The following is a 21478-nucleotide window of genomic DNA, read 5'->3' on the forward strand; positions in this document are numbered from 1 at the left end:
AATTACATCAAAAACACGCATCCTCAAAACAAGTAGCACATCAATCTAATTATCTCACCAATACTTATTATTTTGGCGGATCAAAATAAAGAAACAAATATGATCAAGATTCCCTCACATATAGATGCTTTGCAGAGTTACAAACCGGGCAAAGCCGTAAAAAATGTTTTTGAAGGAAAAGGCTTAAAAAAAACAGCTATCCTCAGCAGCAACGAGAACAACTTGGGCTGCTCGTCTAAGGCCATTGCAGCCATGCAGGCAGCTGCACAAAATATCTACCTCTATCCGGATCCAGGTAGTATGGACGTAAAAGAAATATTGGCGAAGAAAATTAACCAAAAGCCTGAAAACATTGTCCTAGCCAATGGATCTGATGGAATCCTTTCACTCATTTTCAAGACCTTTTTCGAGCCAGGGGACGAAGTACTTTCTTCTGAGGCTACTTTTGTAGCGGTGGAAATGTACACTAAGCTCAACCAAATCCCATTCATTAAAGTACCGATGGCAGAAGGCTACCGCTTCGATATGGAGACCTTGACTACGAAAATTACAGACAAGACCAAGGCGGTGTACCTAAGCAACCCAAACAACCCTACCGGGGCGATGATCACCAAAGCCGAGTTGGAAAGTTTTATGGCAAAAGTGCCTAAAAACGTGCTGGTGATCGTAGATGAGGCTTATTTTGAGTATTCGGGAATGCTTTCCGATGAATACCCAGATAGCTTAGGTTATGGTTGGGAAAACGTGCTCACGCTGCGCACATTCTCAAAAGCATATGGATTAGCCGGACTACGGGTTGGCTACGGCATAGGTAATCCCCAGTTGATCGATGCCCTTTCGAAAGTCAAACTGACTTTCGACCCCAACTTTATGGCACAAGTTGCCGCTGCTGTTGCTCTGCAAGACGAAGCTTTTTTACAAAAAACAGTAGATCACAACCAAAAAGGGCTTGCTTATTTCTACAAAGAATTTGAAAAGCTTGGGTTGAACTATGTCCCCTCTTTCGGCAACTTCGTAATGATAGACTTTGGAACCGAAGAACGCGCCATGGAAATTTTCCAAACCCTTTTTGACAGAGGTGTATTCATTCGCCCATTGAAGTTCTTTGGCTTACCTCATTGTGTCCGCATTTCTGTTGGAACGATGGCAGAATGTGAATTGTGTGTGGAAAAACTAAAAGAAGTTTTGGGGTAGTATAGTCAAAACGTCGTGGTCGTTTCGGCCGCCCACGACGTTCTTTTTCCTACCCATGGGCTGTGACACACAGCCCACTTCTACCAAAAATCCCTTTAAATCACTCCTTCACCACCTTCCGCTGCACTTGAAAACTTCCGCTCTTCAGCAGCAAAATGTACGTGCCCGAGACAAATTTGGCAAGGTCAAAAGAGATTTCCTCCTCGCTTCCAAGTTGCTTACTCAACAATAATTTGCCATTCAGGTCAATCAATTGAAACTCTACTTTTTTGTTGGAAACTGGCAAAGTAACACTCACCTTCAACTGGTCAGAAGTTGGGTTAGGCCAAACTTCCCAAGCTGCTTCCAGCAACGCCTCATCCAGGCCCGTGACCAGTTCCACCGGGGAAATGGAAGCACAGCCCGAGCTATTGAACACCTCTACTTGGTAGCCAGCCGTACCCTCGGAAAAATCCGTAAGCTGCGTTTCATATTCCCGTTGCGTAGCCCCAGAAATACTTTTTCCATCCAAGTACCACTGATAAGCCGCACCCTCTATAGTCGAGCGCAATTGTACCATTTTCGCCTTCGCATCTTCTTTTACCAACACCTCAATTTGAGGCAAAGCAGGGGCTTCACTCACCGCAAGCATCGAAGTAGCAACACTCGCCACACAACCGTTTTCATCTCGTACAAAGGCAGTCAAACTTGTTGCTCCTAAGTTTTCAAAAACACCATCCGTTTGGAATGTGCTGCTATCCACGCTAAACGAATAACCTCCCGAACCTCCTGTTGCTTCCAAAGCTAGCAGACCGGTTTGATCCCCTTCACAGGTTGGAGCAACTTGCTCTTTAATGGTTAGTATCAGCTCATCAGGCCCTTCAATTCTCACCGCTTCCCTAGCCACATACCCAGTAGCCGAAATGCTTCGTACTGAAACCGTATAGGTTCCCGTATCTAGCATTTCGTACAGCGCTACATTGCTAAAGGGTTTTCCATCCAAACTAAACTCCAGATCGCCAGCGCCACCCGTTGCCGAAACCTCAATAGTTCCATCAGCAGCACCGTGGCAGCTAACATCTGTTTTTTGGATTGAGATTTTTATTTCTTCAATCGATTTGAGCGAGGTTTCGGCTGAAAACACTCCACATGCTCCGCCATTTATCGCTGCTAAGGAATAAGAAACTAACGACTCCCCAAAAACTGACTTGGGAAGTACCAACTCAGCTTCAGTTTCTCCAACCATCGCCAAACCATCTTTGTACCACTGCAAAGAATCGGCTGCAACCTCGCTTGAAAGCTTCAGTTCTTCGCTAATTCCTGGGATTCCTTCCACCAAAACCACGGGTTGAGCAGGCATTTCAATCTTACTTTTTAGAGCAACGACAAGCCCCACTTCACAGCCGTTGCTATCTCTCACCACAAATAAATACTCACCCTCGGTCAGGTTTAGAAAAGCAGGATCTTCCTGAAAATCACTTCCATTTTTGCTGAAAAGATAAGGTTCAGTTCCGCCCGTAGCGGCCAAGCTCACCTCACCATCAGTATTTCCTTCACATTGCAAACCGCTAGTTTCTGCTGAAAGCAAAAGCGGCTCGGGCTGGGAAATGGTTACAGAAACCGAATCGACATATTGAGGAACTTCGGAGCTTCGCACATAGATTTTATAACTTCCCGAATCGAGCTGTTCAAACAAATTTATATTGGAAAAAGCTTCTTCATCCAAACCAAACTCCAGCTCACCTTCCCCGCCCGTAGCCAAAACCTCGACGGTTCCATCTACAGCACCGTGACAACTCACGTCTGTGTGTTGGGTTGAAATTTTTATTTCTTCAATTGCTTTGAGCGAAACGTTCTCTGAAAATACTCCACAAGCTCCGCCATTTATCGCTTCCAAGTAGTAAGAAGAAAGTATATCGGTAAAAGCGGATTTGGGGAGAATCAACTCATTCGTTGTTTCATTTACTATCGCTATGCCATCCTTATACCACTGCAAAGCATCTGCTACCACCCCACTGTAAAGCTTCGTTTCCGCGCTGATTCCGGGAACTCCTTCTACCGAAACTGTGGGCTGTTCAGGAATCTTGAATTGATTGGAAAGCTGTACTTCAAGTTCAATTTCGCAATTATATGCATCGCTTACGGTTACAAAATAAGTGCCTTCAGCCAGCCCTTCAAAGCTCGAATTTTCCGTTGGCGAGTCCGTACCCATTTTGAACAAGTAAGAACCTCCTCCTCCATTTGCTTCTACTTCAAAGCTTCCGTTTGTTTCACCTTCGCAAGTCGGATCTGTTTTGGATATGAGGGACACATTCAGCTCAACCGTGTTAGGATCACAGTCGTTGTCCAAGCCATCGCAAATCTCCGGTGCGCCCGGATAAACCGTAGCATTTTCATCATTGCAATCCGTATCATCAGACACAAACCCTTCTGGCTGGGAACAAGCAAGGGTGTCCGCTGAAGGATCACCAAAGCCATCGCCATCCAGATCGGCAAACCAACGAGGGGCATCAGTTGCACTTTCATCTACTTGTCCATCGCAATCATTATCTTTTCCATCGCAAATTTCTACAGCTCCGGGGTAAGTAGCCCCATCGGCATCGTCACAATCACCCGCTTGGGAGACATAACCTACCGGTTGCGCACATGCTTTTGTAGTTTGGAGCGAGTCCCCAAATCCATCGCCGTCTGAGTCCAAGTACCAAGTGGCCAAAAATTCTTCCCCCACGGCTACCTTGAAGCTTTTCATTTCTGCTTTATTTCCCGAAGGGTCGGTGGCAAAAACCATCACGGTTGTTTCGCCAAGGGGGAAATCATACGGAGATGAAATACTTATCGTATCGTCGCTTTCCTGTTTTATTTTGTATTGAAGAGGAATTGAATTTCCATCGCAAGCATCTGTAATCGATGCAAAAAAGCTCAAGGGCACCTTACACAAGCCTTCCGCATTTTGAGCAAAAACATCGGTGGGAACAGAAATGACAGGAGCAGTCGTATCTTTCACCGTTACAGAAAAGGACTTTATATCTGCCTCGTTTCCAGCCAAATCGGCTGCATGCACCGTCACTTCAGTAGTGCCCAAGGGAAATTCATGGGGTGAAGTGATCACGATATTTTCACTGCCACTCGCTGACTTTATGGTGAAATAAGATGCAGCCAAAGCATCACAATTATCTGTTGCAGTTGCAACAAATGCGACTTGTGCTCCACACAAACCCTCAGAGTTTGTAGTATTTATATCGGATGGAAAATCAGTTATTACAGGTTTTATATCATCTGTGTAAGAAAAAGTGAAACTAGCGGTCAAGGTTTCAGCGCCCACTTTTGCTTCTACCTTCAGGTTTTTATCACAACCAGAAGGTAAATCTATGGCAACTTCAGTTCCTTCTGCATTTACAACCACGTTGGTGTATTCAGTCGCCCCGATGGTTACAGAGGTTAGTTCTTGTAGGCTTTGCCCTTTTAACACTACCTCTCCTCCTACTGAGGAAACGGTAGAAATTGAGGTGAGTTGAGGTGTACTATAAACACATTTCACCACTGCCTCCCAACCTTCTGCTTCCCAACTACTTGTCGTTTCAAACCTTAGTGTTAATTGCCCCGCAGGATTGGTAGCAGTCATTACCCCAGGTGAACTACTTTTTGTATAAGAGCCTATCAATGGTGAATTAATATCAGCCCCATCATATATGTAAAGCTTGTCTTCTTTAACAGTTGCGCTCGAGTTATAAGTTGGATCAAGGTAAAACCTACTAAAATCTAATTGGATTTTGCCCCCTGGATATTCTGGGGAAAGGGTTTGGGTCATATCAATTCCCGCAGGGTATTTAAAATGGTTTCCACTAGGATCAAACAACGTATAATCACAACCCGTAATATCTTCACCCATATCTGCCACTCCACTTTCTATGGTATAAGTCCCCAAAGATCCATAATCTGAATCTGCCCCCAAATCCCCTTTTGTACCAGATACATACAGGTAGTAAGTTCCTTCATCAAAAGAATGGCCAATACTTGCTGACCATCCTACAGGGTTGGCTGTTTTTACTATATTACCGTCCGAATCTCTCAGTTCAAGATACACATCCAAATTCGGCTTCCACTGATTTGGACGAACAGTAAGCACTTCAAACCCTCCTGAAGATGTAAAGGCAAACACATCTACGTCTGATCGATTATGAATAACTCCACTGTTATCTTGTGGACTTATTTTTCCTTCACTATTGTACAGTAACTGAGTAGCATTTAGGTAAGACTCTCCATGGTCATCGGGCTTAAAACCGATGTACGTATAGCCACTTGTATTTGAGATCAAGCCAAGGTCATCTTCTTGTCTATTTGCCGATGGATATTCTCCTTTACTCCATTGGACTACATTGGTATAATATCCAGCTCCCATAATAGTACCCCAATCATCGTGACCATAATAATATTCCTCTGAAGGGCTTACCCTTCCATCATGGTGAACCCCAAAAGTATGCCCAAGCTCATGGGATGCCGCATCAGCAGCATACCTATAATATTGATTAAAAACCCAGCATGGCGTATCGTCTACTGATGGATAATAAGGAGGAGCTCCTGTATTCCAGGCAAATGAGTAATAGTAGGCTATTCCACCATAATTACCTACCCAATCTCTAGTCGGTGTAAATATCACCCTCATTCGTTTGTTATTAGGCGCACTGAAAAACACCGCCTCACTAGTAGTGATGTTGATATTGAACGGAGCAAAGTCTTCACTCACCCTTCTCCATATATCAACCATTTCTTCTGTAGTGTAATTAGTAGATGCCGCTACTATGGGATTTCCACTATTATAGGAAGTGTTCCAAAAAGTACCAGTCACTGTTTGACCATCAAAATCCAAAAATGCTACTGCTTCTGCCCCTGGCATACTTTGAAGATCGGGAATTGCCCCTAATATTCCCCCTATCTGAGGTTTCCCTTGTACCAAGTCCTCCCTGTCATCCGCCCTTTCTAACCCAACACATATTACATCATGAATATCCTTTTCTTGCAGATAAACATTCGTACCCTCTGTTACAAAATCGAACAATTGCTCTTTATCCATCAAATAAATGCTACCATGAAGCCCCCCCTCATTGGACTCCAAAAATACTTTACTATTGCCTTCTCCTTTCACAGAACCAAAAAACTGCTCACCCCCATCTTCTTTTTTAGAAGAATGAATGAGAATATCCAACTCATTCCCTTGCGCTGAAAGAGAAACCATGCCGTTAGAGGAGGAAGTTGAATTAGTCTTAAGCACAACTTTATTGCCCCTAAAAGACTCTACCACCTCTCCTATAGGTCCTAAGTAGGACTTTCCAAAATCTTGTCCACTTGTTAAATGAGCGAACAACAATCCAAATAGTAACAAGTACAGTAATTTTATCTTCATTAGAAAAGCGTATTAATGGGTGTAAAAAAATACTGAGAAGTGAAGTGTGGATCCTGATAGCTAGGGTGTCACCTAATCAAAGGTAAATGTGAAATAGAAGACAAATGGTACTAATAGAAATTAGCCATTCATAGCTATTTAGTGTAGGTTGAGGAATGAATGTCACCAAAGCTATATTCATTACAAACATAAAACAAAGTTCCTATGTATTATTAAGGTTTGTTAACCATGAACCCAAAATATACCTCCCATTTGGAAGTTGATGTCAATTTGCTAGATGTATTTGTAAGTTTAGGCAATTCGCCCTCTGAATTGAAAACCCAGAAGTAGTGGTTACTAACCCTGTAAGACGTATAGATGCAGGATTTGGTAGCTAGTAAAATTTACTGGAAAGTTGCTCCTAAATGAGATTTTGGAGTACAGTGTAGAAGTATTATAAAAATAACACTTTCGCTTTCTTCTCCCAAGAAGAACCAATCAGGCGTTAACTGTTATTCACAATTCCTTTTCCCATTACAGAAAAAAAGCTCCTAATGCATTTATACCCTAGGAGTTGCTAAATTTCCCCTACTCCGAATCTCCCAGCAAGTTCTTAATCTCATTAAGTTTGAGCAAGGCTTCTACTGGGGAAATTGTGTTGATATCCAAGGCTTTGAGTAGCTCTTTCACTTGGGTGTAATGTGGATCGCTAGGCTCAAAAAGATTGAGTTGATAATTGACCTTTGGTACTTCTTTGAAGCGCTTTCGGTTTTTGCTGGAGATTTTATCCTTTTCCAAATGCTGCAAAATCTCGCTTGCCCGTATCACTACATTATTGGGCATACCCGCCATTTGGGCAACGTGGATACCGAAGCTATGCTCGCTGCCCCCTGGCTTTAGTTTCCTCATAAACATCACCTTGTTCCCCATTTCTTTCACCGATACGTTGAAGTTTTTGATGCGGGGAAAGTCCGATGCCAGCTCGTTGAGCTCGTGGTAATGGGTAGCAAAAAGCGTTTTGGGCGAGCTATCAGGATGGTTGTGCAAATGCTCCACAATGGACCAAGCAATGGAAATACCATCGTAGGTACTTGTTCCCCGCCCAATCTCATCCATCAATACCAAGCTTCTATCACTCAGGTTGTTCAAGATGCTGGCTGTTTCGGTCATTTCTACCATAAAAGTAGACTCCCCCTTGGAAAGGTTGTCCGATGCGCCCACTCTGGTAAAAATCTTATCTACCAAACCGATGTGCGCTTCTTTGGCGGGGACAAACGAACCCATTTGCGCCATCATCACTATCAGGGCTGTTTGCCTCAGCAATGCCGATTTACCCGACATATTCGGTCCAGTAATAATCATGATCTGCTGCTCCGAATCGTCCAAACGGATATCGTTAGGCACATATTCTTCGCCCAAAGGCAGTTGTTGTTCTATCACAGGATGGCGACCGGCTTTTATCGCCAAGGCTTTTCCCTCACTAATTTCTGGGCAGCAATAATTGTTTTCAATAGCTTTAGAAGCAAAAGAAACTAAGCAATCGAGCGTAGCCAAGGTCACCGCATTTTGCTGAATTTGCGTCACAAATTCCGAAGCAGTCACTACCAGCTCTTGGAAAATCCGTTGCTCTATCACGCCCAAGCCAGATTCTGCATGAAGGATTTTTTCCTCGTATTCCTTCAGCTCTTGGGTAATGTACCGCTCGGCATTTACCAACGTCTGCTTCCTTATCCACTCCTCAGGTACTTTATCTTTGTGCACATTTCTTACTTCCAAATAATAACCAAACACTTTGTTGTAGGCTATCTTCAAGGAAGAAATCCCTGTACGTTCAATTTCCCGCTGCTGGATTTGGTGCAGGTAATCTTTCCCCGAAAAGGCAAGCTTCCTGAATTCGTCTAGCTCCTTATCTACTCCGTCTTTTATCACTCCACCTTGGTGCAGGTTCATCGGAGCGTCTTCGCTCAGTTCTTTATCAATTTTTTCGATCAAAAATTCGCAAGCATGTAGCTTGGAAGCCAACTTTTGCATTTGCGGAAGCTCAATGCTCTTGAGCAAGTCTCGGATAGGAAGGGTATTTACCAAAGCCCTTTTGAGGTGGTTCAATTCCCTCGGGTTTATCCTCCCAACAGCTACTTTGGAAATCAACCGTTCCACATCGCCAATCTGCTGCAAGGGTTGTAGCAGCTCGCCAATGCGGTCTTCCTTTTCCACCAAATGTGCCACTACCGCCAGCCTGTCTTCTATTACCAACTTGTTTTTGAGCGGAAGCACAATCCACTTTTTCATCATCCGAGCGCCCATAGGCGTCACGCAACTATCCAAAATCTGGATAAGCGGAACACCGCCTTCGTGCTGCGGATATACCAATTCCAAGTTGCGGATCGTGAACCTGTCCAGCCACACATATTGCTCCTCTTCTATCCTCGAAATGGACGAAATATGGCTGATCTGATTGTGCTCCGTTGCTTCTAGGTAAAATAGAATTGCTCCAGCTGCAATAATGCCCGCTCGCATTTCCTCAATGCCAAAGCCCTTTAAGTTTGTAGTCCCAAAGTGCTTGGTCAGCTTTTCGTAGCCATATTCTTGGGTATAGACCCAATCTTCTAGGCGGTAGGTATTGTATTCATCGGCAAATTGGTCTTTGAACGCTTCCGACTGGTTTTTGCAATAAATCACCTCCGAAGGACGGAAGCTTTGCAACAATTTATCAACGTATTTTATAGGTCCTTGTGCCGTCAAAAATTCCCCCGTGGAAATATCCAAAAAGGCAACACCCGAAATATTTTTATCTAAAAAAACAGAAGCGAGATAATTATTCCGCTTCACGCTCAGCACATTATCGTTGAACGAAACTCCAGGCGTCACTAACTCTGTCACCCCTCTTTTCACAATTCCCTTCGCCTGTTTCGGGTCTTCCAACTGGTCGCAAATAGCCACCCTTTGCCCCGCCCTCACTAGCTTGGGCAGGTACGTATCCAGCGAATGGTGGGGAAAGCCAGCCAGCTCCATTTCCGAAGCCGAACCGTTCGAACGCTTCGTGAGCACAATATCCAAAATCCGGCTCGCCGTTACCGCATCTTCCCCAAAAGTTTCGTAAAAATCGCCAACTCTAAACAGCAACATCGCACCCGGATGCGATACCTTAATTGCATTGTACTGCTTCATGAGTGGGGTCTCTTGCCCTGCCTTACCTTTCGCCAATTTTCTAGAATATTGTTGTGTGAGATAAATTCAATTTGTGAAGTTGTTCCACCCTTTCATCAACACAAAATGACCTGTTTTAGGCAGGCCATTCGCAGATTGGAGGCTGGAAAACAATTCCATCTCAAAGCTATAAAAATTGGTAGGTAATTAAAACGTAGAGACGTAAGATCTTCTATTCTCTACCAGAATTATTTCATTTTTTCGAAAAATCAGCTAATGCTAAAACTTTGTAGTCACTGATACATTTATTTGTAACAACTCACTAATTTTGAATCAATTTAAACCGAATATTCTATCTAGTCTTATGAAAAACATCATTTTCCTTTTACTCATGGCTTTCACTTTTTCATGTGTTGAAGACCAAAATAAGAAAATCACAATTTCTATGTCGGTAGATGAGAATGAATTACTACCGTCTGAGTATGAGCAAGACTTTAAAATCAGGTATTTACTGTCAAATTCTGATACTATTGAGATTTTTTCCACAGATGGGTTTTTAGCACTGCCTTCTTACGACTCTAGTATGGTATATCTTGAAATAGTATATAAAGAGCATAAAGTTAAACTTACTAATGATTTTCTAGAAAATGTTCTACTTGATTTAAGAAATGAGCAAGTCACTAATTGGAAAGTAGAAATAGATACACCTCCATTTGTTCATGATTATGGTGAAAAGTCTGATAGTTTAAAATCCACCATTATGATCAAACATGAGTTAGGTGATTACTTCTGGTTATGCTTTGATGAATAAGCTTAACTTCCAAGTAATTGATATCAAAACTTAAAATAGCACGACCAACCCTTCTATATGAGAAAAAAACTACATCCTCGTTCTGTGATACACAGAACGAATTAAGATGGATCAATACTAAATGATTTACAATGTTATACACAGAGGACAGCATTTAAAAAAGACAGTCGAGCTACGAATTAATTTTACACTTTTTCCTAGAAATAGCAATGTCGTAGGCATCTAAAAAGGCTACGACATTTTTAAATCATCTATCTTCTCAATCAGCACATTAGCATATCATCGCATCATTAAATCATCTTCCCCATCAACTCTACCATTTCTTTCTGCAAAGAAAGCGTCTTGTCCGTGGCGTACCACTTATGGATTTGGGTAGAATATTCATGGTAAGGCGTGCCTTTTTCCCTGTTTTCATTCACTATTGCCTGAACTGGTTCTGGGCGAGGTCCCCACGTGCCCAGTTCTTCCAAGGTTTCCGCATCCAAAGCGATTAGCTTGGGGATAGACCTGCCACCGTTGGTGAGGTAAGCATCCATTATTTCCAAGTTCTCGTCTCTCAGAATGAGGCGAAGCTCGATGTTTGAAGAAGCTTCGGCTATTTTATTGATAATTGGAAGATTTTGTGCAGCATCGCCACACCAGCCTTCGGTAAGTACCAACCAGACAACTTTCTTTTCCAACTGCTGCACGGCTGCCAAAACTTCTTCGCTGAGCTTGGTGGTTTTATCGAGACGCTTCATCCGCTGCTGATTGATTTTTGCATATTCCAGCATTGCCTCACTTTGGTTTGGCCCTGTCGTTTTTCCCTCTTCAAAAAGCTGGTCGAGCAAGTTGCGATATTGCTGGTAAGTAAAAGCTTGCTCGATTGTTTCTTTCGAAATCACTGATTGTTGCGTAATCATCTGGTTGAAAATTTTGTATTATTAAGTTGATCAGTTTTTTATGCAAATTTTATTATCTCATCCACTAATCAGTTTTTGCCACAAAAGGTTCAAAAGTTTGATGCAAGTCAGTTCCGTATTTAGTTTTCTATCCGTAGAAAGTTGCAGACGAATGGCAAAAGTCTCGTGTTTATCGGAATAGCCGATGTACACCGTACCTACAGGTTTTCCCGGTACGCCTCCTGTCGGCCCGGCAATTCCCGTGGTGGAAATACCGTAGTCTGCTCCGTATTTGAACCGAGCATTTTCCGCCATTTCACAAGCCGTTTCTTCGCTCACCGCCCCGTGAGCCTCCAAGGTTTCAATTTTCACACCCAATTGCCCTGCTTTCACTGCATTGCTGTACGAAACTATTCCGCCCTCATAATAAGCCGAGCAGCCCGCTATGTCGGTAATTTTGCTGGCCAGCAAACCTCCCGTGCAGCTTTCGGCAGTTGCCAACTTTTCACCCTTACTTATCAACAGTTTTCCAATAGCTGCTTCAATTTCCTCATCTTCCAAAGAGTACACAAACTCGCTGGCTATTTTCTGGATTTGCTCCGTAGCGGTTTGCAACAAATTTTCTAGCTCTATATTTCCTTCACCAAAAGCCGAGAGTCGCAAGCGCACCTGGCCTGGAGAGGGCAAATAAGCCAACTTCAAATTCGAAGGAAATCCATTTTCCACCTCTTCCAGCATATCCGCTAACTTAACTTCTGGGATCCCCGAAGTGCGAATAAACTGGTGCCTAACTAGGCCTACTTTGAAATGGGCTAGCGCCTTAGGCAGCACTTCTTCTGCAAAAATTATTTTCATTTCATGAGGCACGCCCGGCATCGCCACAAATACGGTTTTGCCCTTTTCCATCCACAAGCCCGGAGCTGTTCCAGTCCTATTATTCAACACCGTTGCTTTGGCAGGCACCATTGCTTGTGAGCGGTTGAGGCCCAACAGTTCTTTCCCTTTTTGGAAATAAAGATTTTGGATGTTGTGGAAAATAGATTCGTTAAAAACCGATTCGGTACTAAAAAACTCAAGCAACACTTTATGGGTCACATCGTCTTTGGTAGGCCCCAAGCCACCCGTAACCAACACAAAATCTGCTCGGCTAGCAGCGGCCTCAAATGCTTCTAAAATTTTAGGACGATCGTCGCCCACGGTAATTTGCCTTTCTACATCAAAGCCATGTTTGGTAAGTTGTTCACCGAGCCATTGCACGTTAGTATTGGTGATATTTCCCAATAAAATCTCATCTCCAATGGTGATGATCTCCACAACTATTTTTTTCCTCATGTTTTTAAGGTTTTATGTTGGTTTAAGGTCATTTCTTTTCAACCACTCTCCTCCAGAACGTAAGACTTGAAACTCGTTACAATTAAAGTGATGTTACAATATACGATGTCATCCTCTTAGCAAACACAAACTTCTAGTGCTAAAAATCAAAGCAACACATTTTTACTAACTTTGCCCTATAAAAATTGAGTTTTCAAGCTTAGTTAAGGAACAAAGCAAGGGCAATCAAAGTTAGAAAAGCATCTATAATTAATCAGAAGAAAAATGCAAAACATCACCATATACACCGAGGCAAACCCCAATCCAGCTTCCATGAAATTCATGTTGAATTTTATGCTGATAGAAAATGGAGAAAGCAAAGATTTCCCAACCCCAGAAAGTGCGGCCAGCTCGCCTTTGGCACAAGAGCTTTTTGAATATGATTTTGTGACGAGGGTATTTTACATGAGCAGTTTCATCACCGTTACTAAATCGGAGGATAAAGACTGGCCAGAAATTATTCCAATACTCAAAAAGCATATAAAGGAATATTTTGAGGCTGAAAAACCAGTTTTTACCGAAGCGCAGCCAGAGGTGATCGTTGAAGCCAACAACGACTCAGAAGCAGTGAAAAAGATCAAGGGAATATTGGACGAATACATAAAGCCGGCAGTAGAAATGGACGGTGGCGCTATCCAGTTTCATTCGTACGATGAAATCACTGGAGTGCTAAAAGTGCATTTGCAAGGCTCGTGCAGCGGTTGTCCATCGTCAACGGTTACGCTCAAAGCTGGTATCCAGAACCTTGTGCAGCGCATGGTTCCTTCGGTTACAGAAGTGATTGCGGAAGGAGTTTAAAAATGTAGAGACGCGATTAATCGCGTCTCTAGCTTAATAACATTTCTTTTAACATTTCCACCTCCTTTTCCCCAATTCCCAGCACGGAATTTTGGTAATTTTCAAAAGAGCCGTGCAGTTGGTCTATAAGTTGAAAAGCATGTTTGAGGTACTCTTGCCGAACTTCCAAAAGCGGCAGGAGTGCCTCTTTTTTTACAAAAAGGCTAGCTTTTTTGGCGAGGGTCAGGTTCGCCTGCTTCCGGTACAGATTTGTAAGGATGTATTCAACCAAAATTTGCTCCGTTGAAAAGCCCAACATTTTCATGAGCAGGGCAGCAGCAAAACCCGTTCGGTCTTTACCTGCCGTGCAGTGGAAAAGGATGGGGTAATTTTTTTCTTCGAGCAAAAGCTGGAAAAACTGCTTTAGGCTATCCGCCCCGCTTTCCACAAAATAGCGATACACATCCCGCATCATCTGCTCCGATTCCTCAAAACTAATTTCCCCAGAAAGCAACTTGGCTTTTACTTTCCTAACCTCCCCTTGGTTAAAAATGGGCAAGGCATGTACTTGCATTCCCTCTTCGGCTAAGTTCCCTCTCCTTCGCTTGGAAACCTCTGCTTCGCTCCTAAAATCGGCGATGGTTTTGATGCCCAATCCTTTCATTACAGCCATTCCTGCGCTGGAAATGCTATCGGCATGCCCTGAGCGGAACAGCAGTCCTTTTTTAAGCTTCCGGCCATCGGCAAGCTGATGCCCTCCCAGCTCTCGGAAATTATCGACCCCCGCAACTATTATTTCCCGACCTTTCAGTAATTCCTCTAAATTTTCAACCTGCAAGCCTTCCAAACGAAACTCTCCGGAAATATCCATAGGGTTTCGTTCGGCATCCCAATCGACGTAATTTGCCCAAAAAGGGTAAAGCAACAGTTTGGCGGGGATGAGAATTTTCATAAGCTGTGTTTAATCTATTTGTATCTATTGGCAATTACCACATTATACAAGTGCAATTGAATTACATTTCTGTTTAACACATTAATACACCATCATGTTATCAAACAAATTTATCAGAATTTTGGTAGTAGCCAATGGGCTTATTTTTTTAATCGTAGGTAGCATTGCCCTATTTCGCCTATTCCCAGAATTTATTCGTGACCTCTCACGCAATAGTTTAGACGAGCCAGCAGGGGTAATTGTAGGAGAAGATTTGAATGAGGCAAAAAAGAATAATTTAGCTTTGCAAGGGATAGAATATGAATCACCTGAAAGAGTCTTTAATTCCACCAATTTTTATTTACGTGTCAGTGTGAAAAGTTATGACGAGGCAAAGAAAATTGATACAGGTGAAATGCTACTTTTAGAAGTACCACCCACTCAACAAGTTCCACCGGGAGGCTATCCTTTTTATGGATATGAAACACATGATATGAATATAGTTTTTCTTGATGAAAACCATGAATTGATCACTTACCTATTAAATAAAAAGGGGGTTGTCACTAAAATGAATATGCCAGTAAATTACTTCGAAAGTAAACCCGATACCACAATTAAAAACATTACTTATAAAATTGTATTTGAAGACTCTAACAAGGATGGAAAGCTCGATTACGAAGACGACCAAAACTTATACATTTCCAACCTTTCGGGACAAGATTTAACTCAAATCACCAAAGGAATTGAAATCGAATCCCATCATTTTCAAAATGACCACAAGGAGATTTTTGTTGAGTACTACGAGCAAGGAGATGATTCTGAATACCGAAGAAAGAAGTTTTTGATTTACAACATCGCCACCAAAACCTCTCGTAAGCTGGAATCGTTAGAAAAAGCCCTTGATAAAATTGAAGCACAGTTAGTGAATTGATTGTAGAGAGCTCTATTCATATGATTTATTCGTAACGCCATTACTTCCTAATTGGAGAATTTTTGTTCATTTTTAAGCTACTTCAATTCTTTTCTAACCAATTTGGAACAATCATGTTATCAAACAAATTTATCAAGTTCCTCGTCATAGCCAACGGGCTGATTATTTTGACCATTGCTGTAATCGCACTTCTCTTTATGGTTTCAGAGTTTGCGAGAGATTTTTTTGGGGGAAGTCGCTACGATGAGCCAGCAGGAGTGATAGTTGGAAATGAATTGGATAAGGCAAAAGAGAAGAACTTGGCTTTGCAGGGTATAATATACGACTCACCTCAAGAGATTTATAATTCAACAAATTTCTTTGTCACTGTAAATGTAAAAAACTACAAAGAAGCTAGGGAGTTAGTTGATAGCCATCACCAAAGGGATGAAGTATCTCTAGGACTATCTAAAAGCAGCTACTACAATTACTTTCCAGGATATATAAACATTGTTTTCTTAGATGAAAATTACCAGCCGATTATAAAGCTTTTAAACAAAAAGGGAGTTATAACAGAATACAACATTCCACAAAAGAGCGGAAACCTTTTCAATGAAATTGACACCACAGTGAAAAACATTGCCTACAAACTAGCTTTCGAAGACACAAACAAAGATGGCAAGCTTGACTCTGAAGACGACCAAGATTTGTACATTTCCGATCTTTCGGGCAAGAACCTTACGCAAGTAACCGAAAACATAGATATCGAGAGGTACAACTTCCAAAATGAGCACAAAGAGATTTTTATCGAATACTACGAACGAGGTGATGATTCGGAATACAAGCGGAAGAAATTTTTGATTTACGACATCGCCACTAAAACCTCTCGCAAGCTGGAATCGTTAGAAAAAGCCCTTGATGAAATTGAGGCGCAGTTGGTAAATTGAGAGAGATACCAGCATTATTAAAAGCCTTAATAGACTGATTAACATAAATTAAATATGCCAAAAAAGATAAACCTGAACATTTCCGTAACAGAACTAGACAGCGAAAACGAACTTTCGGAAAAAGAACAAGAATTACTTCGGGCAGCGAGAAAGGCGACCGAGAATGCCTATGCGCCCTACTCCAATTTTTTGGTAGGTGCAGCTATTTTGCTAGAAAGCGGTGAAATAATTACGGGCACAAACCAAGAAAATGCTGCCTACCCATCAGGCCTTTGCGCCGAGCGAACCGCCATTTATTGGGCGGGGGCAAACCGTCCCAATCAGCAGATCATCAGTATTGCCGTGACAGCCCGAAAAGCCGAGAGTAATGAATTCCTACCCGTCTCCCCTTGTGGAGGCTGCCGCCAAGCCATGCTCGAATATGAGCACAAACAGCAGAAAAGCATCAACATGATTTTGGAAGGAGGTAATGGGAAAATCGTCCTCGTAGAATCTATCGCTAGCCTTCTCCCATTATCTTTTACCGCTAAATCCCTCAAATGATACGCTTATAAAGTTGAGATAACTTTTACCCCCAAGCTCTTGTTAGGTTTGCTGTATCAGTTGGTTTGATAAACCAGGCTGTCGCAATAGCCGATATTACGGCAGCTTTGTTCAAGAAAGCCTAAGTCATAAAAAACACCCTATGCTCAATAGAATCATTTTCTTATTACTCGCAGCATTCCTAATGGTATTGCTGGATTTTTATGTTTTCCAAGCTGTAAAAACCGTTACCAGAAACTGGAACAATACAGCTACCCGCAGTATCCATATTCTTTATTGGACCATTAACATCTTGGCTGTTAGTAGTTTTTTGTTCTTGCTCCTTGGCAACCCCGAACTATTGAACAGGCAAGTTCGCACCTTCATTGGCGTGGGGATTTTCATGGTTTTCTTTTCCAAAATTATGGTGGCACTTTTTCTTGTCATCGACGATGTCCGACGGTTTGGGCAATGGGCTTTTCAACAGGTAAAACCCAGTAGTGAACCCAAAGGGGAAAGCGAAGGCATTTCCCGTTCTGAGTTTTTGGCAAAAACGGGCTTGCTCATGGGTGGGCTTCCTATGGGGGCTATGCTCTACGGAATTATCTCTGGAGCGCACGACTACCGCATCAGGCGACTGAGCGTATCGTTGCCCAACTTACCTTCGGAATTCGACGGGCTAAAGATCTGTCAAATTTCCGATATCCATTCGGGGAGTTTTTATAAAAAAGATCCCGTGAACCGAGGCGTCGATATGCTGCTCAACGAAAAACCCGATGTAGTTTTTTTCACAGGTGACTTAGTGAACAATGTAGCCTCGGAAATAGAAAACCATCAAGAGATTTTTGAACGAATTTCTGCTCCTATGGGTGTGTATTCGGTGCTGGGCAATCACGATTATGGTGACTATGTCCGCTGGGACAGCCAAGAAGAAAAGCGTGCAAACCTAGAGCGGCTCAAGGAAATTCACAAAGAAATGGGCTGGCGATTGCTGATGAACGAGCACGAGGTGTTGGAACGAAACGGGCAACAAATAGCGGTGCTAGGAATAGAAAATTGGAGCGCAAAAGGTCGTTTCCCCAAACACGGCGACTTGGCTAAAGCACATCAGGGCACAGAAAATATTCCTGTTAAATTATTGCTTTCCCATGATCCTAGCCACTGGGACGCACAAGTACGAAGCGATTACAAAGATATTGATATCATGTTTGCGGGGCATACGCACGGAGCGCAGTTTGGCGTGGAAATACCGGGACTAAAATGGAGTCCTGTAAAATACATGTATGAAAAATGGGCAGGGCTTTACCAGGAAGGAAGCCAATATTTGTATGTGAACCGAGGGTTCGGATATTTGGGATTTCCGGGCAGAATAGGCATTCTCCCAGAAATCACCATCCTTGAATTGAAAACAGCTTAGGCTATACGGGACGATCGTCTTTGATGCCTCTTGGGGCATCTACAGGCCATGAAATCCCTGGAGGCAAATCTATTACGGGAGGAGTTTCCCCTCTTCCCCAATCACCGCCACCATTGTCACTTCCACTGTTCCCATCAGTAGCGGCATCTTCCTTCAATGCCTTAATGATGATATAAATCACCACCACAAAGGACAGGATGAATATGATTAGGTAATCAGTTATCATAATTGAAATGGTTTAAATTATTGGTAGTCTGTTTTTTAGATAAAGCGTATTTTTCGGGAAAATGTTGACTAGAAGCCGATTTTTTTTTTGAATTCGAGAAAAACATCTAATTATCCTATTCAATCGGGGATCAGTAATATCGTTCTATATAATTTTCCTTAAAACCTCTTTTTTTTCTAACTCCTAAGCTTCAGTTTCTTGTACCTAATTTCCTAAAATTTAACCCTAAATTCAACTTACCTTTGCTAATTTGGCAGCTTGAACAAATACAGAACTGAATAAGATGGAACTTAGCAATAGGATCAAACAAGTAGTATCGGAGAATATTGGGGAAATAATAGCAAACAGAAGGCATATCCACAGCCATCCTGAATTATCGTTTGAAGAAGTTGAGACGGCAAAGTTCATTGCAGAGAAGTTGAGGTCTTATGGGCTAGAGCCACAAGAAGGCGTAGCTGGTACGGGTGTAGTCGCTCTGGTAAAAGGGAAAAACCCTGACAAAAAAACTGTTGCTTTAAGGGCAGATATCGATGCTCTTCCTATAAAAGAAGCCAACGATATAAGTTATAAATCAAAAAAAGAGGGCGTGATGCATGCCTGCGGGCACGATGTACACAGCTCATCGCTATTGGGCGTAGCCAAGGTGCTAAGCGAAGTAAAGGATGATTTTGAAGGAACGGTAAAGCTCATTTTCCAACCTGGGGAAGAAAAAGCACCGGGCGGGGCTTCAATGATGATAAAAGAAGGTGTATTGGAAAACCCAGCACCCAAAAGAATATTAGGACAGCACGTAATGCCACTTATTCCCGTAGGAAAAGTTGGTTTCAGAGAAGGAATTTACATGGCTAGTGCCGATGAGATTTACCTTACGGTGAAAGGAAAAGGCGGCCACGCAGCCATGCCCGATAAATTGATCGACCCAGTATTGACCACTGCCTACATCATCGTTGCTTTACAGCAGGTAGTGAGCCGAAATGCCGACCCAAAAATCCCCTCAGTGCTTTCTTTTGGAAGAATCATAGCTGATGGAGCTACCAACGTAATCCCTAACACGGTAGAAGTAGCTGGTACTTTCCGAACCCTAGATGAAGAATGGAGAGCCGAGGCAAAAAAGCGCATCAAAAAAATAGCCGGGAGCATTGCCGAATCGATGGGCGCTGAGGTAGATGTGAATATCGTTCATGGCTATCCTTTTTTGAGCAACCACCCTGAATTTTCCCACAAAATGAGAAAAGCTGCCGAGGAATACATGGGCGAAGAAAACGTGGTAGATTTAGATATCTGGATGGCAGCAGAAGACTTTTCTTTCTATTCTCAGGAAATTGACGCTTGCTTTTATAGGTTAGGGACAAGGAACGAAGAGAAGGGAATAGTTTCGGGAGTTCATACCCCTACCTTCAATATTGATGAAGATGCCCTTGAAGTTGGGGCGGGGCTTATGGCTTGGCTAGCTATTTCGGAACTTCACAGCGAAGACTAAAGCTCAAAATATGAAACAAATGCGGACTCAATTGGAAAAGCAATAAACATAAATTTCAATTTCCGCATTTTTTCACTTTTTTTGCCAAGCCAATAAATAAAAAAACACTTACATAGAGAGAGCTATTTCCTTGTGTTCTAAAGTCCATATTGACTTCAAAACATTCACTAAAACCTCTTAAACAAAGTAAGCTGTTACTAGTTATCGCGACTCAGAAACTCTATCCTCCAAAGGCTTAGTTTTTCTCATCATCATAAACTCACATACGTAGTATCCGATAATTTAGTAAACCCTACACATAGTAGCTATTAATTCCATCCACAATCAATGCTATAAAATTTCTTCTTTCATAGATTTTTGTAGGTTTGTGTTTGTTATCTACTTAAGTAGAAGAATCGGATTTATTTCGCTTTGATAAGGGTGCATTACAACATGCACTAAGAACAAGAGACACTTTGTATCAAAATCAATTTTGGTTAGTTATAAAATTTAAAACCAGTGAAAAAAATAGCAGTATTCACATCAGGTGGGGACGCCCCCGGCATGAACGCAGCCATTAGGGCAGCAGTAAGAGGAGCCGTTTATAACCACCTCGAAGTTTACGGAATCATAAGAGGTTACAAAGGGATGATCGAAGATGACTTCATTCCCCTTGGCACCAAAGACGTTGGCAATATTATCCAAAGAGGCGGTACCATGCTCAAATCAGCAAGATCTGAGGAGTTTCGTACCAAAATGGGCAGAAAAAAAGCCTACGAAAACATCAAGAAAAGAGGAATAGAAGGCATTGTGGCTATTGGAGGCAACGGTACATTCACTGGGGCAGAGATTTTTCATAGAGAATTTGGGATTCCTACTGTCGGCGTTCCGGGAACGATTGATAATGACCTGTACGGTACTGATTATACCGTAGGCTTCGATACTGCGGTAAATACAGCCCTCGATGCTATTGATAAAATCAGGGATACGGCCGACTCGCACGACCGAGTGTTCTTTGTAGAAGTAATGGGTCGCGACTCTGGCTACATAGCCATCCAAACGGGTATTGGTGGAGGTGCTGAGCTGGTAATGATCCCTGAAAACCCAACCGATAGCCTTGACGGCGTGATAGAAACCTTAAAAAATAGAGGCGGTCACCACAAATCTTCTTCTATAGTGATAGTAGCAGAAGGAGAAGAAATTGGCGATGCGCACTACATCTCGGTAAAGGCAAAAGAAATGCTGCCTAATATGGATATCCGTATGACTTCACTGGGTCATGTACAGCGTGGTGGAGCGCCTACTGCCATCGACAGAATTTTGGCTAGTCGCTTGGGGCTTGCCGCGGTAGAAGGGCTTATGGAAGGAAGGTCAAACGTGATGGCAGGTATCATTAACGACAAGATAGAATATACTACCTTCCATGACAGCATCAACAAGAAAAAAGCCTTGAACCACGACCTGATCAAGATGGTGAACATCTTGAGTATTTAGGTTCTAAAAAAAGAGACTGGAGGTTGGATGTT

The 21478-nt window shown here is 42.5% G+C and carries 15 protein-coding genes; 9 read left to right on the top strand and 6 right to left on the bottom strand.

Features of this window, described 5'->3' with window-relative positions; all coding sequences use genetic code 11:
- Positions 1–99: 99 nt before the first annotated feature.
- Entirely contained in the window at positions 100–1194 is a 1095-nt protein-coding gene (gene hisC, locus R9C00_26240) for a histidinol-phosphate transaminase (protein WPO35199.1), read from the top strand.
- Positions 1195–1294: 100 nt separating this feature from the next.
- Here hisC and R9C00_26245 read toward each other — a convergent pair whose 3' ends face one another.
- Positions 1295–6574 (bottom strand): MopE-related protein, encoded by a 5280-nt coding sequence (locus R9C00_26245; protein WPO35200.1) that lies wholly within the window; start codon positions 6572–6574, stop codon positions 1295–1297.
- 567 nt (positions 6575–7141) lie between these two features.
- Entirely contained in the window at positions 7142–9757 is a 2616-nt protein-coding gene (gene mutS / locus R9C00_26250) for a DNA mismatch repair protein MutS (protein WPO35201.1), read from the bottom strand.
- 307 nt (positions 9758–10064) lie between these two features.
- On the opposite strand from mutS, the gene R9C00_26255 reads away from it, so the two are divergent.
- Entirely contained in the window at positions 10065–10511 is a 447-nt protein-coding gene (locus R9C00_26255) for a hypothetical protein (GenBank protein ID WPO35202.1), read from the top strand.
- A 290-nt stretch (positions 10512–10801) separates the two neighbouring features.
- On the opposite strand, the gene R9C00_26260 is transcribed toward R9C00_26255, so the two are convergent.
- Positions 10802–11413 (bottom strand): thioredoxin family protein, encoded by a 612-nt coding sequence (locus R9C00_26260; protein ID WPO35203.1) that lies wholly within the window; start codon positions 11411–11413, stop codon positions 10802–10804.
- A 57-nt stretch (positions 11414–11470) separates the two neighbouring features.
- Entirely contained in the window at positions 11471–12724 is a 1254-nt protein-coding gene (locus R9C00_26265; protein ID WPO35204.1) for a competence/damage-inducible protein A, read from the bottom strand.
- A gap of 264 nt (positions 12725–12988) precedes the next feature.
- Between R9C00_26265 and R9C00_26270 the strand changes: the two genes are divergently transcribed.
- On the top strand, positions 12989–13561 hold the full coding sequence (locus R9C00_26270; GenBank protein WPO35205.1) for a NifU family protein: 573 nt from the start codon (positions 12989–12991) through the stop codon (positions 13559–13561).
- A 28-nt stretch (positions 13562–13589) separates the two neighbouring features.
- Here R9C00_26270 and R9C00_26275 read toward each other — a convergent pair whose 3' ends face one another.
- Complete coding sequence (locus R9C00_26275; protein ID WPO35206.1) at positions 13590–14492, bottom strand: tyrosine-protein phosphatase; 903 nt, start codon at positions 14490–14492, stop codon at positions 13590–13592.
- Positions 14493–14586: 94 nt separating this feature from the next.
- Between R9C00_26275 and R9C00_26280 the strand changes: the two genes are divergently transcribed.
- The 4 genes from R9C00_26280 to R9C00_26295 all read left to right on the top strand — a co-directional run bounded on the left by R9C00_26280 (position 14587) and on the right by R9C00_26295 (position 18267).
- Positions 14587–15402 carry a hypothetical protein gene (locus R9C00_26280; GenBank protein WPO35207.1) on the top strand — a complete coding sequence of 272 codons (816 nt, stop codon included), beginning with the start codon at positions 14587–14589 and terminating at the stop codon, positions 15400–15402.
- 113 nt (positions 15403–15515) lie between these two features.
- Positions 15516–16328: a hypothetical protein gene (locus R9C00_26285; GenBank protein WPO35208.1), complete on the top strand. Its 813-nt coding sequence runs from the start codon at positions 15516–15518 to the stop codon at positions 16326–16328.
- Positions 16329–16382: 54 nt separating this feature from the next.
- The gene (gene cdd / locus R9C00_26290) at positions 16383–16871 is read left to right on the top strand and encodes a cytidine deaminase (GenBank protein WPO35209.1); all 489 of its coding nucleotides are present in this window, start codon (positions 16383–16385) and stop codon (positions 16869–16871) included.
- Positions 16872–17013: 142 nt separating this feature from the next.
- The gene (locus tag R9C00_26295; GenBank protein ID WPO35210.1) at positions 17014–18267 is read left to right on the top strand and encodes a metallophosphoesterase; all 1254 of its coding nucleotides are present in this window, start codon (positions 17014–17016) and stop codon (positions 18265–18267) included.
- Position 18268: 1 nt separating this feature from the next.
- Here R9C00_26295 and R9C00_26300 read toward each other — a convergent pair whose 3' ends face one another.
- Positions 18269–18493 (bottom strand): hypothetical protein, encoded by a 225-nt coding sequence (locus R9C00_26300; protein ID WPO35211.1) that lies wholly within the window; start codon positions 18491–18493, stop codon positions 18269–18271.
- Positions 18494–18776: 283 nt separating this feature from the next.
- Here R9C00_26300 and R9C00_26305 point away from each other — a divergent pair, with 283 nt between their 5' ends.
- Positions 18777–19973, top strand: coding sequence for a M20 family metallopeptidase (locus R9C00_26305; protein ID WPO35212.1), 1197 nt, complete (start codon positions 18777–18779; stop codon positions 19971–19973).
- A 498-nt stretch (positions 19974–20471) separates the two neighbouring features.
- Positions 20472–21446, top strand: coding sequence for a 6-phosphofructokinase (pfkA, locus tag R9C00_26310; protein WPO35213.1), 975 nt, complete (start codon positions 20472–20474; stop codon positions 21444–21446).
- The last annotated feature ends 32 nt before the right edge of the window (positions 21447–21478 follow it).

The sequence above is a fragment of the Flammeovirgaceae bacterium SG7u.111 genome, from assembly GCA_034044135.1.
GTDB lineage: Bacteria > Bacteroidota > Bacteroidia > Cytophagales > Flammeovirgaceae.